Here is a 14,855-nt window from a genome sequence, read left to right as displayed (position 1 = left end):
GCAATAACCAGGAGACGAAGATGCCGTTTACCCTGCCCGCGCTGCCCTACGCGAACGATGCGCTCGAACCGCATATTGACGCGAAGACGATGGAGATTCATCACACGAAGCACCATCAAGCGTATGTGAATAATCTCAACGCCGCGATCGAGAAGGCGCCCGAGCTGGCCGACAAGTCGCTCGACGATTTGATGCGCGGGATCAACAGTGTTCCGGAGTCGGTGCGCGCAGCAGTGCGCAACAACGGCGGCGGCCATTGGAATCACTCGTTGTTCTGGCAGCTCATGGGTCCGGGCAAAGGCGGCGAGCCGACCGGTAAGCTCGCTGACGCGATCAAGAGCGCGTTTGGTGATTTCGCAAAGTTCAAAGAGCAGTTCGCGGCTGCAGGCACTGGACGCTTCGGCTCCGGCTGGGCGTGGCTGGTGAATGACGGCGGCAAGCTCTCGATCACGAGCACGCCGAACCAGGACAATCCGCTGATGGAAGGCAAGTCGGCGATCCTCGGCCTCGATGTCTGGGAGCACGCGTACTACCTGAAGTATCAGAACAAGCGCCCTGACTACATCGCGGCCTGGTGGAACGTGGTGAACTGGGATGCGGTGGCGCAGCGCTTCGGCGCCTGATCGCCTGCTGATGTGAGAATACGAACGGCCCCTCCTCGGGGCCGTTTTTTTTTGGGTGCATCCCGAAGAGAGAATCCTCGGCGAGTGGTTCTCCTCCGTGAGTGGTTTTCTCTGCGGCCTCTGCGTTCTCTGCGGTCCAATCAGTTGATTTGTGAACCGCAGAGGCCGCAGAGGACGCAGAGAACTTCTGAATTGGAAATGCGCCTCGGCAGTTCTTCGTGTCCTTCGTGACCTTCGTGGTGAAATCCCCAGAGTTGAACCACGAAGGTCACGAAGCACACGAAGGAGAAACCATTCAAAATCGCCGACGAGAGGATCCAAACACTTGCCCGGCGGTTTGCTTACACGTCGCCCCCTTGCGTTCTTATGGGACGGCGCCAATGCTTCCATAAGAACCTTATGGAGGCCACGTGGCGCCCGAACTCGAAATCCTCCGCGGTACACTCGACGTCATTCTGCTCCGCGCGCTGACACTTGGGCCGTCACATGGCTATGCCGTGTCGCGCTGGATTCGCGAGCGCACCGACGATCAACTCAACATCGAGGAAGGTGCGCTGTACCCCGCGCTGCACCGTCTCGAGCGCAAAGGATGGGTCGAGTCGACGTGGGGGTTCTCCGAGAACAACCGAAAAGCGAAGTACTACAAACTCACACCCGCCGGGCGCCGCCGACTGAACGTCGAAGTCGCAACGTGGCAGCAATACGCCCAGCTCGTGTCGCGCATTCTCCATCCGGCGTAGCGCGATGCTGTCTGGATCTTTCCGCGGGCTTCGCCGGGTGCTGCGACCGCTGAGACGACCGGAGGCGGAAGCCGACGACGAGATCGGTTTCCATCTCGAGATGCGCATCCAGGAACTCGTCGACCGGGGCGCAACCGTCGATGAAGCGCGCGCCATTGCGTTGCGAGCGTTCGGCGACGTCGACGCGGTGCGAACACAACTGAATGCCATGGACACTTCGGAGATGCGACGCGTGGCCCTTCGCGAATGGTTCGACACACTCCTGTACGACGTCCGCCACACGCTGCGAACTCTCGGGCGCGAGCCGTCACTCGTCGTAGGTGTCGTGCTGACCTTCGCGCTGGCGATCGGCGCGAATGCGGCGATGTTCGGGTTGATCCAGCAGTTGATGCTCGCCGCGCCAGCGGGCATTCGCGATCCGCAAAGCGTCGTTCGTGCACAGCTCGTGCGACTCACCGATGACGGCAACATCTTTGCCTCATCCACGATGTCGTATCCGGCGTTCGTCGCGATTCAATCGAGCGGCGCTGCGATCAACGTCGCCGCAACGCGAGCCGACACGCTCACGATAGGATCCGGAACGAACACGTCGCACGTCGCAACGATCGCCGCATCGGGCGACTACTTCACCGTACTCGGCGCGCGTCCCCTACTCGGCCGATTCCTCGGCCCGAGCGACGACGACCCTGTCGTTGGCAATGCAGCCGTCGTGCTCACGCATTCGTTTTGGCAGCGACAATTCAATGGCGATGCCAGTGTGCTCGGTCGCGAGGTCGTCCTCGACGATCGGAAGTACACCGTTGTCGGTGTCGCGCCAATCGGGTTCAATGGAGACGTCGCGTCGAAGGTCGACGTGTTCCTTCCGTTGAGCGCGGCGTTCGCCGGCCGCCACGACGACTGGCGCACGAATTCTGGCTTCAACATCGTCAACGTGGTCGCGCGCCTCGGGTCGCATGTCGCAGCGCGCACGGCGGGCGGAATGGCCACAGCCAGCTTTCGAAACACTTTCGCTGACCGGTCCGACGAGCAGGCGACCTCCGTCGCTCTCGAATCTGTCCTGCCGGGAAAGGTGGCACGGCAGAGTCTTCAGGCGAAGATTGCGCTTTGGCTCGGCGGGGTCGCCATCGTCGTGATGCTGATCGCCACCGCGAACGTCGCGACGCTGCTGCTCGTCCGCGCGGTCAAGCGCCGCCGCGAGATGGCCGTACGCATTGCACTCGGCGTCGGGCGCGCGCGACTCGCGCGACAGTTGCTGACCGAGAGCCTCGTGCTCGCCGCAGGTGGGGCCGTCGCCGGATTATTCGTCGCAGAATGGTTGTCGCGCATCATGCGAGCAACATTGTTGCCAAACCTCGCGCCGTCCGAACGACTCATCGATCCGTCGCTGCTCGCGGCTACGGTCATCATCGCCATCATTGCCGGCATTGTCGCCGGGCTCGGACCGATGGCGCAGATCGTTCAACGCGGGCTCACTGACGAACTACATGGAGGGAGCGCGGCCGGATCGATCCGACGGTCAAGAGCCCAGGCGATGTTGGTCGGCGTGCAGGTCGCGCTGTGCATGGTCCTTCTCGTGGGCGCCGGAGCATTCGTCCGCAGCCTCGATCGCGTCAGCTCACAGGACCTCGGCTTTTCCACGTCGCATCTCGTACTCGCCGAACTGTCGTTCCGAACACAACCAACCGGGCCCGAGCGCGATCGCATATACACGGAGCTCGCCGAACGACTGGCGCGCGTCAACGGTGTGACGCGCGCGGCCATCGTCGGCGCTATGCCGTTCGGCTACCACAACATTCCGCCCATCAGCGTTCCTGGACATGCTGAACCGCCGAGCGCGGGCGGGCAGCTGCCAATTATGTATCCGGCGACGCCGGCATACCTCGACCTCCTCGGCGTCAAGCTTCTGCGGGGACGCCTGATCACCGACGCCGATTCGCACGGCACGCCGCCCGTGACCCTCGTGAATGAAACGATGGCGCGCGAAGTCTGGCCGAACGAGAGCGCGATCGGGAAGTGCATCCGCATTGGCTTCGATCTCTCCGCGCCACCAACGCCGCTTGCACCCGCGACACTTCCCTGTCGCGAGGTCGTGGGTGTCGTGCGCGATTCACGTGCTCGATCGCTCCAACGTACGGGGCGCGAAGCCACCCTGATGCAGTACTACATCCCATTCTCGCAGCTACCGCCAACACCATTCGGAAATGGACCCAACGTGCAAGCCCTGATGTTGCGCGTCTCGGGCGACGCGGATCGTATGGTCGGACCGATCCAACAGTGGCTTCAGGGCGCGACCGGCGGGTCGGTTTTCGCACGCGTGCGGCCGTATCAGGATTTGCTCGATCCGCAGCTTCGCCCGTGGCGACTCGGTGCGACGCTGTTCTCGGTGTTCGGAATGCTGGCCTTGGTCATCGCGGCCGTCGGATTGTTCGGCGTGATCTCCTGCCTCGTCTCGCAGCGCACCGCTGAAATGGGCATCCGTCTCGCACTCGGCGGAACGCGCGGGAACGTCGCGCGCTTCGTCGTCGGGCAATCGATGCGCATGGTTGCCTTCGGGCTCGCGGTCGGCGGCGTGATCGCGTTCGTGCTGGCGCCGCTCGCTCAGGCGCTGTTGTTCGAGACGTCGGCGCGAGATGTCAGCATTCTCTCGACGGCGTCGGTCATGCTACTCACGGTCAGCGTACTCGCCGCAATCATTCCTGCGTGGCGCGCGTCGACCGTTTCACCGCTGACGGCGTTGCGAAGCGAGTAGACGAACTACTTCGTCCAAACGAGGACGACACCGCAATTGGGGTCGCCCTCGAAGCGCATGGGCCGGTTTCTCCCAGTGGCGTAGACCTCGATCGCTTTTACGTTCGTGGGCGTGAACGGAGCTTCCGGCGGTCTGCCCGGAACGAGGTCCGCCGCCGCACCGAGCTTCGCGTTCCACTCGAAGCCATCGATGTAAAACGTAGGCGCGCAATACGATGGCGGAATCGTCGACGAACGCATCGAGATCTTGCCGCACTGACCGGCGCGGTTGGCGCTCCACTTCCCGCTTCCTCCGCCGCAGGCGCCGAGCGTCACACCGTCGGCGTGAATGAGAAAATCAGCGAGATTCGCCGTCTGTCGGCGCTCGAGTTCTTCGGGTCTGAAGCAGGTCACGGACTTGGACTGGCAGCGCTGCTCGAAGCCATCCCACCGTCCTGCGTCGCGATCGATGCGATAGCGCTCAGTGGTAACGACCGGAGCGAGCGTTGTAACCGGCTCCATGATCTCGGTCATCGGCATGGTGTCGGCGCTGCTCACCATCACCTGCTTCGCTTGATAGCCGAGCTTCCGCAGTTCGACGAATCCGGCCGATCCCTTGAACGTGACGAAGCTCAGCGGTGCTGCGCCTGTTGGACTCGTTATCGCATACGAGCCGCTAAACACGTCGAGGATCTGAACTCCGCCGATCGGATCTCCGCTGCGAGAGTCGAACACGCCGATGATGCGCACGGACTTGTGCGTGGTATCGGGTGCCTGCGCGACGGCCGTGACCGCATGCGCCAGGAGCAGCGATAGTATCGCAACGCGGACGGCGCGGGTTGCTATCGAGATTCGCAACATGGCATTGGAGATACCGCGCTGGCGTTGAGACTTCTTCGTGACCTTCGTGACCTTCGTGGTAACCCTTGGCTGGATCTATCGACGATCTGGGAACGCCACACCGCCGCGCATCACGAATACGACATTCCGAATCGCCGCGATATCCGCCGACGGATCGCCGCGCACCGCAATGAGATCTGCGTCAAAACCCGGTGCAACTGCACCGAGGTGCCCGCCGAGTCCAAGCGCGGCGGCAGTGGCGGACGTCGCGGAGGTGATCGCGTCCATTGGCTTCTGACCAGCGTGCACCCGGCAGACTAGCTCTTCGGCATTTCGGCCGTGTGCCAGCGCCACCGCATCGGTGCCGAAGATGATCTTCAGCCCAGGCGTCGCAAGCGCGCGTTTGAACATCTCCGTGGCCGTCGGAATTGCCGCGGCGAGACTCTCGAAGGTCTGCTCGGTGAAACCGGAGCGCGAATACACGTCGCGGTGGTCGATGTAGTTCTGAAAGACGAGGCACACCTGCGGATCGAAGATCGTTCCCTTGTCCGCCATCAATTTCAACTCGGCGTCGGTCACAAAGGTGCCGTGCTCGATCTCCGTACAACCAGCGAGCGTGGCCGCGCGAACGCTGCCGGCGCTGATGGCGTGCACGACCGACCGAAGTCCAACCGACTTCGCTTCGCCGCAGATTGCCCCCAACTGTTCGTCGGAGAGCGTTTGTTGACCACCGGCGCCAAGTCCCGCCGATGCGAAGAGTTTAATGACGTCGGCACCACGCGCCTTGAGCGCGCGGACGACGCCACGCAACGAATCTGGCGACAGGTTCCGATCGTTGATCTGGGTGATCGAGGTCAAAATCCGCGGACCGGGAATCTGCCAGCGCTCCACGGCCTCGCGAAGGTCCAGATCTTCCGGGCCAGCGAGACTCTGAATGGTCGTGAAACCGGCCATGAGCGTTGCGTACAGATTGCCCGCGCGAGCGAGCGCAGACTGCGCCGGCGTGTCTCCGTCTCGGTCGTTGTGCAGCGCACCCTGTTTGTTGATGTACCAGCCAGGATGCACGTGCGCGTCGATCAGGCCAGGAAGCAGCGTCGCCGTTCCGAGCTCGTAGGTCGCGCCACGACCGCGCGCGCCAACGGCCGATTCGACACGCTCGATTTTTCCGGCGCGAACGGTGACGAGCACGTCGCGCGACTGTTTGCCACGGCCATCGATCATCGCCGCCGCATGGATCGTCACCGACGCTCCTGCCACCGGCGCGATCGAAGAATTCTGACCGTGCAGCGCCGAAGCCGTCGCGACGAGTGCGATGACGGCTCGGCGCATGATCACTGCGCGGCCTCGCCCTCGAGGTACGTGTAGCCCTCCAGGCCAGCCACGTAGTCCGCGATGAAGGTGTTGGACTCCTGCCGGCTGATGTGCTTGGCCGCGGCCACCTTTCGACGGAACGTCTGCAACAGATCCGTGGCGCGGAACTGCACATAGTTCAGCACTTCGGTCACCGTATCACCGTGGACGAGATCGGTGACCTCGTACACGCCACTCGGTCCGAGCCGAATGTGCACCGCGTTGGTGTCGCCGAAGAGATTGTGCAAGTCGCCGAGGATCTCCTGATACGCGCCGGTGAGGAATACGCCGAGCATGTAGGGCTCGCCGTCGCGGAATTCGTGCAACTCGAGACTCGGATTGCCTTCGCGATCGCCGACGAAGCGATCGATCTTGCCGTCGGAATCGCAGGTGACGTCCTGAATCGTTCCGCGGCGCAGCGGCTCTTCGTCCAGCCGGTGAATCGGCATGATCGGAAAGAGCTGATCGATTGCCCAGCTATCGGGCAGCGACTGGAAGAGCGAGAAGTTACAGAAGTATCGATCGACCAACGTGGCATCGAGGTCGGTGACGATATCCTCGAAATCTTCGCGGCTCTTCTGGACGAAGCGCGCCAACACATTCACTGTAGCGAAGTAGATCTGCTCGGCAACGGCGCGTTCGCGGAGGGTGACGACGCCGGTGTTGAACAGCTCCTGCGCGCGCTCCTTGTCGAACGTCAGATCGTGGAAGATCTCGCGCACGCGCCGACGCGACACGTTCTTGCGCGACGCGTCTCGATAGTCGGCCATCATCTCGTGCAGCAGCGGATGGTCGTCGTCGGTCAGATCCGGTACCGGACGATCGCCCTGCGACTCGACGTCGATGACCTTGATCAGCAGCAGGGCGTGATGCGCCGTGAGCGCGCGCCCCGACTCGCTGATGATGTGCGGCATCGGGAGCTCGTGCTCGCGACAGGCTTCGGCCAACGTATAGACCACGTCGTTGGCGTACTCCTGCAGCGAGTAGTTCACGCTCGCGTCCGACGTCGAATTCGACCCATCGTAGTCGACGCCCAAACCGCCACCAACGTCCACGTGCGTGATGTCGAGACCGACATTCCGCAGCTCGACGTAGAAGCGCGTGAGTTCCTGAAGGCCGATCTTGATGAAGCGGATGTCGGTGATCTGCGAGCCGAGGTGGAAGTGGATCAGCTTGAGAATGTCGAGCCGACCGGCCGCCCGGAGCTTGTCGATCGCCTGCATGAGTTGCGCGGCGTTGAGGCCGAACTTGGACTTCTCGCCGCCGCTCTCCTTCCATCGGCCAAAGCCGCGCGACGCCAGCTTGATGCGGACGCCAGCCGTTGGCGTGACACCCATTTCGTCGGCGACCTTGAGCAGCACGTCGATCTCGCTGAGCTGTTCCAGGACGATGAATACCTGGTGCCCGAGCTTCTGACCCATGAGGGCGAGGCGCATGAACTCCTCGTCCTTGTAACCGTTGCAGATGATCAGGTGCTCGGTGCTTTCGCCCAACCCCAGGATGGCCTGCAGCTCGGGCTTACTGCCGCATTCGAGACCAACCTGATGGACCTTGCCGAATTCCACGATCTCTTCGACGACGTGGCGCTGCTGGTTCACCTTGATCGGGTACACCGTGGTGTATCCGCCAGTATAGGAGAATTCCTCGCGCGCCTGATCGAACCGGTTCGTCAGCGAGTTGATCCGCGAACGAAGGATGTCCGAAAAACGGAGAAGCACGGGCAGTGCGATGCCCTGCTCTTCCAGATCGTTGGTAATGTCGTAGAGGTCGACGACGTGATCGAAGTGCTCCTTGTCGGGACGCACGATCACGTGGCCTTTCTCATTGATGTCGAAGTACCCGGCGCCCCAGCCCTCGATGTTGTAGAGCGAGCGCGCCGCGTCGATCGTCCAGTTCGTCTGCTGATCCGCCGGTGTGGTCTCGGCGATACGTGTAGCCATGGGGAAGAAAATAACCCGCGTGGCGCCTGGGGAAATGCCCTGGCCGGCGGTGTGGCAAATCCGCTACGGGTAGAGGCTCTCCACGGTCCACGGACTGCCTGGCGCGTCCCGCCGAAAGACCTCGCGGACGTGCAAGCGACTCGGCATGCCCTTCCAGAACTCGATCATGCGCGGGACGACGCGAAAGCCCGACCAGTGCGGCGGCCGCGGCACGGCGACGCCCTCGTATCGGCGCTCGATCTCGAGCACTCGCGCCTCGAGATCGCCACGATGCTCGAGCGGACGGCTCTGGATCGACGCCCACGCTCCGATCTGGCTCCCTCGCCCCCGTGAAGCGAAGTACGCGTCGGCCTCGGCATCGGTCACGGTGTCCACGTCGCCCTCGACGCGCACCTGCGTCTCCATGAGCGGCCAGTGGAAGCACAGCGCGGCCCGCTTGGAAGCCAGCAACTCACGCCCCTTTCGGCTCTCGTAGTTCGTGTAGAACACGAACCCACGTTCGTCAAAACCCTTGAGCAGCACGATGCGCACACTCGGCCAACCGTTAGCGTCGACCGTCCCGAGCGAGAACGCGTTTGGCTCTGGGATGACGTCGCGCGGCGTACGCATCGCTTCGTCGAAGACCGCCTGAAAGCGAACGAACGGATCGTCCTTCGCCGCGATCTTCATCCGATGGCTCGCTTGTAGAAGCTCCGGATGCCGAGCGTCCAGAAGATCGACGTGACGACGACGAGCGCAATGACAACGACCGGAAGCGGCATGTGCGGCACACCTGGTGTGAGCGCGCCACGCATCCCCTCCGAGACGTACACCATTGGATTGACGAGCACGAGGTACTTCATGATCGGCACGACATCGAGACCACGCCACGGGTAGTACGCGCACCCGAAAAACAGCATCGGCGCGATGATCACGCTGAACATCAATCCGATTTGCTGCGGGGCGATCGCAGTTCCCAACCACATCCCGAGCGATGAGAAGGCCAGCGAGCCGAGCAGGACGATCACGAGCACCGCTCCGAAGTTCGAGAGCGTAAGGTCGGGAATGGGACCCATGACCAGCCGCGCAATCGGCAGGACGAACGCAGCCGCGATCACCCCCTGAATCATCCCAGCAACAATCTTCTCGGCTGCGATGATACGCGTTGGCACCGGCGCGAGCAGGCGATCCTCGATTTCCTTCGTCCAGCCGAAGTCCTGCACCATCGGTAGCGCGACCGACTGAATCGCCGAGAGGCTCAAACTGACGCCGAGGATTCCTGGAAGCAGCGCGGTTTGATAGCCCTTGCCCACGAAGCTCATCTTCGGCAGCAGGTAGCCGAAGACGATGAGAAAGAGCAGCGGCTGCATCGTGGTGCGAATGAGAAAAAACGGAAGCTCTTTGCTCGCAACGCGAATGTCGCGGCGCAGCAGCGCGGCAAACACCGACGAGACCGGAACGGGGCGCGGCTCAGCGGAGGTTGTGGCGCCCGCAGAGGCGGCAGGAACAGAGGCGGCGGTCAATCGAGCTTCCTCCCGGTGCGAGCCACGAAGAGTGTTTCCAAGCTTGGCTCCGTCAGGCTGATGTTGGTCACCGCCACGCCCTTCTCTTCGGCAATCTGAATCACCGGCGAGATCACCGCGCCACCGCGGTCGCTGTAGACGCGAAGCAGTGGACCTTTGGATTCCGCACGCAGGACTCCGGCGACAGCGCGTACCGGCTCGACGACGCCATCCGCATTCGCCGAGAGTGAAATCTCGACGAGCGTTCCGCCTGGTGCGCGTCGTTTGAGCGCCTCGGGCGTGTCGAGCTCGAGCAACTCACCGCGATCGACGATGGCAATGCGATCGCAGAGTTTGTCGGCTTCCTCCATGTAATGCGTCGTCATGACGATCGTGCGCCCCTCGTTGTGCAGCGCGCGCAGGATCTCCCAGAGCGACAGACGCGTCTGTGGATCGAGGCCGACTGTGGGCTCGTCGAGAAAGATCACTTGCGGCTCGTGAATGAGCGCGCGCGCGATCATGAGACGCTGCTGCTGTCCGCCGGACATCTCGTCGACCTTCGACTGCCCGCGATCGGAAATGCCGAGCTGCTCGAGCAGCGCGTTCGCCTTGGGCAACGCCGCCGACGCGGCGATCCCGAAATACGCCGCATGAAAGAGCAGATTCTCGAGGACGTTCAGACTGCGATCCGGATTCGGGCGCTGAGGCACGACACCAATGCGCTGTCGCACCTGCACCGCCTGACTCGTCACGTCAGCGCCGCCAACCAGTGCCGTACCCGATGTCGCACGAACGCGCGTCGTGAGAATTCCAATCGTCGTGGTCTTACCCGCTCCGTTTGGACCAAGGAGACCAAAGAACTCGCCGGCGCGGATCTCGAGGTCGAGACCTTTGAGGGCAATGATCTCTCCGCGCGGCGCACCCGGTGGCCCGCCCATTCCTGGAGGACCGCCCATACCAGGCGGACCGCCCCGTCCGCGCTTTTTCGGCGCAGGCGGGGCGGGATAAACCTTTCGAAGCGCGCGTGTTTCGATCGCTGCCATTTGCGTTGTTTAACGGTCGCTGTCGATCATCGATCCGATCACGCCGCCAATCACGCCGGCTGCGCCGAGACCGCCGACTCGCCCACCGTGATGGTCGCCGCGTCCATGCGCCGATGCGGCGATGATGCGATCGGCAAGGCGCGAGAACGGAAGCGTCTGCAGAATGACGCGTCCAGGACCGCGCAGGCGTGCGAAGAAGAGTCCCTCGCCGCCAAAGAGCGCCGTCTTGATGCCCGGCACCATTTCAATGTCGTAATCAACGCTCTCCGACATCGCGACCAAACACCCCGTGTCTACACGCAGCGATTCACCCGGCTGCAAGTCGATCTCGGCGAGTGCACCCGCGGCGTGCAGGAACGTGAGCCCGTCGCCCTCGATGCGCTGGAGAATGAACCCCTCGCCGCCGAAGAAGCCGGCGCCGATTCGTTTGGTGAACGCGATCGTGACATTGATGCCGCGCGCCGCGCAGAGGAAACAGTCTTTTTGCGCGATCAGCGTGCCGTTCCACTCGCGCAGATCGATCGGACGAATCTTGCCGGGAAAGTGCGAGGAGAACGCGACGTCCTGGCGGACGTTTCCAGCATTCGCGAACGTCGTCACGAAGAACGTATTGCCCGACAGTGCGCGCTTGGCGCCAGAGAACAGCTTGCCCATTAGGCCGCCGCCCTGCGCGTTCGGATCGAGCGTCGTGTTCATGACGATGCCGTCTTGCATGTACATCATCGCGCCCGCTTCGGCGATCATCATCTCGCCGGGGTCGAGCGTCACAATGACCGCTTGAAGGTCGTCACCAATCAGCTTGTAGTCGATTTCGTCAGCCATTTGAACCTCAGTACCTAGGTGCGAGGTGGTAGAGGACGAGGCGCTTGGAGGCCGAGTCCACGCTACAGCCACGAACGGGCGTCGGAACCAGGCTGTAACATAGAAACAAAACGGCTGCCGGCGCGAATAGTGTCATCGCCGGCAGCCGTGGTCCAGTTGTTACCCCGTGCTATCGCTGCTTGCCCTCAGGCGTGACCTTGCCCGCCTGCACCGGCGCGGGCGCCAACTGATCCTTGCCCTTGGCGGTGTACGGAATGCCGTGCACCATCCAATCCGGAGCCGCAAAGCCACGCAGCTTGTTGTCGAAGAACTGCTGCATGCGCATCGCGATGTCCTTCTGATTCGCGCGACTCGCAGGGTTGTGGACGTCGTTGTTGTAGTCGATCAGATACACTTCCTTGTTCAATCGACGCATGCCGACGAAGAACTCGATGCCCTGGTACCACGGAACGGCATCGTCAGCGTCGTTGCTCATGATGAACAACGGCGTGGTGACGTCGCGCAGATGGAAGAGCGGCGAATTCTCGAGGTACAGCTGCGGCGCCTGATCGAGCGACTGGCCAATGCGGCTCTGACCCGTCTCGTACTGGAACGCGCGAGCAACGCCCGAACCCCAACGAATGCCGCCGTACGCGCTCGTCATGTTCGCGACCGGCGCGCCCGCCATTGCCGCGGCGAACATGTGAGTCTGCGTGATCAGGTATGCGGTCTGGTAGCCACCCCATGACTGGCCCTGCAAACCGAGCTTCTTCTCGTCGACATAGCCACGCTGAATGAGCGACTGAACGCCCGGAACGATCGCCTTGTAGGCGCTCATGCCCGGATGACCATCCTCATACACGATGTCCGGCTCGAACACGATGTAGCCGTTCGAGACGTAGTGCGTGGGGTTGATCACGTTGCGGCCGTTCGGCGCCACGTAGCTGTACAAACCGTTCGACAGGATCTCATAGAAGTACGAGATCATCGGATACTTCTTGTTCGGATCGAAGTTCTCGGGCTTGTAGAGAATGCCCTTGAGCGGCTTACCGTCGGCGCTGGTCCAACGCACGAGCTCCGCAGTGCCCCAGTTGTAGTCCTTCTGCTGCGGATTCGCGTCCGAGATCTTCGTGAGGTTCGTGACCGACGGTCCGACCCAGAGATTCGGGAACTCCGTGAAGGTGCTCTTCGTCGTCATGTAGACGTCGGCATTCGCGGCCTTGGTGAGCTGGCCATACGCGAGATCCGACATCACGATCTTTTCCGGCTCCTTCTTCGTGCCCAGCTGATCGCGATAGAAACCGCTCGCCATCGTCTCGGTGTTCACGGCGCGCAGCATGATCGTCTCGTTCGGATCTAGCGAACCGCGATCGTCGCCGGCAGCCCCACCAGGGCCACCGCGACCGCCGCCGCCGCCGCGACCACCACGACCGCCGCCTTCCGCGAGGCGGAACTGAATGTTGTTCTTGCGACCAACCGAATCCGTTACGACCACCGCCGGCTTCGCGCCGTTCGGATCGATCTCCCAGATGTCGAAGCGATCGTAGAGCAACACAGATGCGTCGTTCTTGACCCAACCTGCCAAGCCCCATGCGGGTGGCTCAGCCGGATGATCGTCGGTCTCATTGTCGAAGTGCACGCCCTTGAGACCGCCGGTGAGATTCGCCGTCTTCCCCGTCGACGTGTTGTAGCTATACCAATTCTTGTGATCGTAGAACACGACGTACTTCGCGTCCGGCGAGAGCTGCGCGTTTCCGTTGATCTTTTCCTTGATGATCTTGCGCGTGTTCGTCGCCGGATCGATCACGTAGACGTCCGTGCCGCCGTCGCCCCACATCTGCTCGATCATGTATCGCTCGCGCGAGTTCGCCACGCCAACTCGGCCGTCGTCCGACACGTTCACGGTCGGAATCGAGTCGTCGGCGAGCTGCACGACCTTCTTCGAATTCATGAAGTAGATCGCGCCATACGTCTTATTGCGATCGCGCGACGCGTTGAGCTTCTGCGTCGGCTGAAGCACCGGATCCTTGTAGTGCCACAGGTCGAACGTCGCTTTGCCGACGAGCGAGTCGGCCGGCACTGAATCGATCGCCGGCGGAGCAACAGAGAACATCACCGCGGTATTCGTGCGGTTAAAGGCAATGCTGCCGCCGTCGGCGAGATGCATTCCCGACGGGAGCTGCGCGGGCGTGATGATCGCCTGCGCCGTGCCGCCCTTGGTGGACGCCTGGTAGACCGTGTAGTGCGGGCGATCACCGCGACCGAATTCGTCACGATCCGACGCGAACAGGAGCTGCGCTCCCGTGCGATCGAACGTGATGGCCTTGTAGTCACCGTGCCCCGCGAGCAACGTCGTCGTAGCGCCGGAGCCCATGTTGCGGAGGAACGCGCCGTCCTTCGTCGAATCACGCGACACGACGGTGTACGCGAAGACCTTCGCGCTGTCGTCGAATGCATACGTGAGCACATCAGCGAGACGCTCTTCGGCGCCCGACGCGAGGTTGCGAAGTACGAGCGGCGAGCCAAACTGACGGCGGCCACCCGCTGCGCCACCACCGCCGCCGCGACCGCCACGACCACCACGTCCACCGCCGCCGGCCGGCGCTGCCTGGGCGGCGCCGCGCGACGTCGAATCACCCGACGCCGAGTCGGCTTCGGGGACGTAGGCGAGCCACGTTCCGTTGTCGCGCGCCATGCGGAAGGAGCGCGCTCCGGCCAGCGTCGTCGACTTACCGTCGGCGAGGCTGACGATGACGACCGACTGCCGATTGGCCGCCGCCGCGCCACGCCCCCGCCCTGCGCGCTCGACCTCAGCCTGCGGCGCCTGGGTGCTGACGATCACGAAGCGACTGTCCGAGGAGATCTGAGCGGGCGTCGCCGTCGGACCGGTGGGCGCTTCTTCGCCCGTACCGCCAGCCGGGCCGCGAAGGCCGCCCGGCGTGTTGTTGGGTCGTCCGAGGAAACCGCGCGGAACGCGATACTCGGTGTTGTTTGTCGTCGATCGAATGACGAGCTCTCCGTCACCGACCTGCGGAATGAGCGTGTATGCCGCCCACTTACCGTCGGGTGACAGCACGGGTGAGCTGATCGATTTCCATTTGTCCCAGTCGGCCTGCGTCAGCAGCTTCTTCTGGGCATGCGCTGCAGCCGGCACAGCAAACACAGCCGTCAACGCGATGGCGATCTTTCTCATGAGAACATCGTCGGTGTGGGGGAGGCGCGGCAAAGGCCGCGGGACGACGGAACCGTATCTGTAGATACGACGCTGATACGGGTGGCGTTGGGGAAAATCGAGCTGGATCTGGCGCCG

General features: G+C 62.8%; 11 protein-coding genes. 3 read left to right on the top strand and 8 right to left on the bottom strand.

Annotation, left to right across the window (positions count from 1 at the left end):
- The first annotated feature begins 20 nt into the window (after window positions 1–20).
- The 3 genes from AC6H4Z_RS11350 to AC6H4Z_RS11340 all read left to right on the top strand — a co-directional run bounded on the left by AC6H4Z_RS11350 (window position 21) and on the right by AC6H4Z_RS11340 (window position 4,112).
- Window positions 21–623: a superoxide dismutase gene (locus AC6H4Z_RS11350; protein ID WP_497546865.1), complete on the top strand. Its 603-nt coding sequence runs from the start codon at window positions 21–23 to the stop codon at window positions 621–623.
- Between the two features lie 410 nt (window positions 624–1,033).
- Entirely contained in the window at window positions 1,034–1,363 is a 330-nt protein-coding gene (locus AC6H4Z_RS11345) for a PadR family transcriptional regulator (protein ID WP_497546864.1), read from the top strand.
- Window positions 1,364–1,367: 4 nt separating this feature from the next.
- Window positions 1,368–4,112 carry an ADOP family duplicated permease gene (locus AC6H4Z_RS11340; RefSeq protein WP_497546863.1) on the top strand — a complete coding sequence of 915 codons (2,745 nt, stop codon included), beginning with the start codon at window positions 1,368–1,370 and terminating at the stop codon, window positions 4,110–4,112.
- Window positions 4,113–4,117: 5 nt separating this feature from the next.
- Here AC6H4Z_RS11340 and AC6H4Z_RS11335 read toward each other — a convergent pair whose 3' ends face one another.
- The 8 genes from AC6H4Z_RS11335 to AC6H4Z_RS11300 form a co-directional block, all read right to left on the bottom strand.
- Window positions 4,118–4,951, bottom strand: a complete 834-nt coding sequence (locus AC6H4Z_RS11335; RefSeq protein WP_497546862.1) for a Plug domain-containing protein — start codon at window positions 4,949–4,951, stop codon at window positions 4,118–4,120.
- 75 nt (window positions 4,952–5,026) lie between these two features.
- Window positions 5,027–6,259, bottom strand: a complete 1,233-nt coding sequence (locus AC6H4Z_RS11330) for an amidohydrolase family protein (RefSeq protein ID WP_497547033.1) — start codon at window positions 6,257–6,259, stop codon at window positions 5,027–5,029.
- A gap of 2 nt (window positions 6,260–6,261) precedes the next feature.
- A complete protein-coding gene (gene speA / locus AC6H4Z_RS11325; RefSeq protein WP_497546861.1) occupies window positions 6,262–8,220 on the bottom strand; it encodes a biosynthetic arginine decarboxylase in 1,959 nt (652 codons plus the stop codon).
- A gap of 63 nt (window positions 8,221–8,283) precedes the next feature.
- Window positions 8,284–8,889: a pyridoxamine 5'-phosphate oxidase gene (pdxH, locus tag AC6H4Z_RS11320; RefSeq protein ID WP_497546860.1), complete on the bottom strand. Its 606-nt coding sequence runs from the start codon at window positions 8,887–8,889 to the stop codon at window positions 8,284–8,286.
- Complete coding sequence (locus tag AC6H4Z_RS11315; RefSeq protein ID WP_497546859.1) at window positions 8,886–9,722, bottom strand: ABC transporter permease; 837 nt, start codon at window positions 9,720–9,722, stop codon at window positions 8,886–8,888. Before AC6H4Z_RS11315 ends, pdxH begins: the two co-directional genes overlap by 4 nt.
- Complete coding sequence (locus AC6H4Z_RS11310; protein WP_497546858.1) at window positions 9,719–10,744, bottom strand: ABC transporter ATP-binding protein; 1,026 nt, start codon at window positions 10,742–10,744, stop codon at window positions 9,719–9,721. Before AC6H4Z_RS11310 ends, AC6H4Z_RS11315 begins: the two co-directional genes overlap by 4 nt.
- A gap of 9 nt (window positions 10,745–10,753) precedes the next feature.
- On the bottom strand, window positions 10,754–11,566 hold the full coding sequence (locus AC6H4Z_RS11305; protein ID WP_497546857.1) for a TIGR00266 family protein: 813 nt from the start codon (window positions 11,564–11,566) through the stop codon (window positions 10,754–10,756).
- Between the two features lie 169 nt (window positions 11,567–11,735).
- Window positions 11,736–14,738 (bottom strand): alpha/beta hydrolase family protein, encoded by a 3,003-nt coding sequence (locus tag AC6H4Z_RS11300; RefSeq protein ID WP_497546856.1) that lies wholly within the window; start codon window positions 14,736–14,738, stop codon window positions 11,736–11,738.
- Window positions 14,739–14,855: the final 117 nt, after the last annotated feature.

This window comes from Leucogemmata humicola, assembly GCF_055379415.1.
This window is presented reverse-complemented; position numbering and strand designations above follow the sequence as displayed.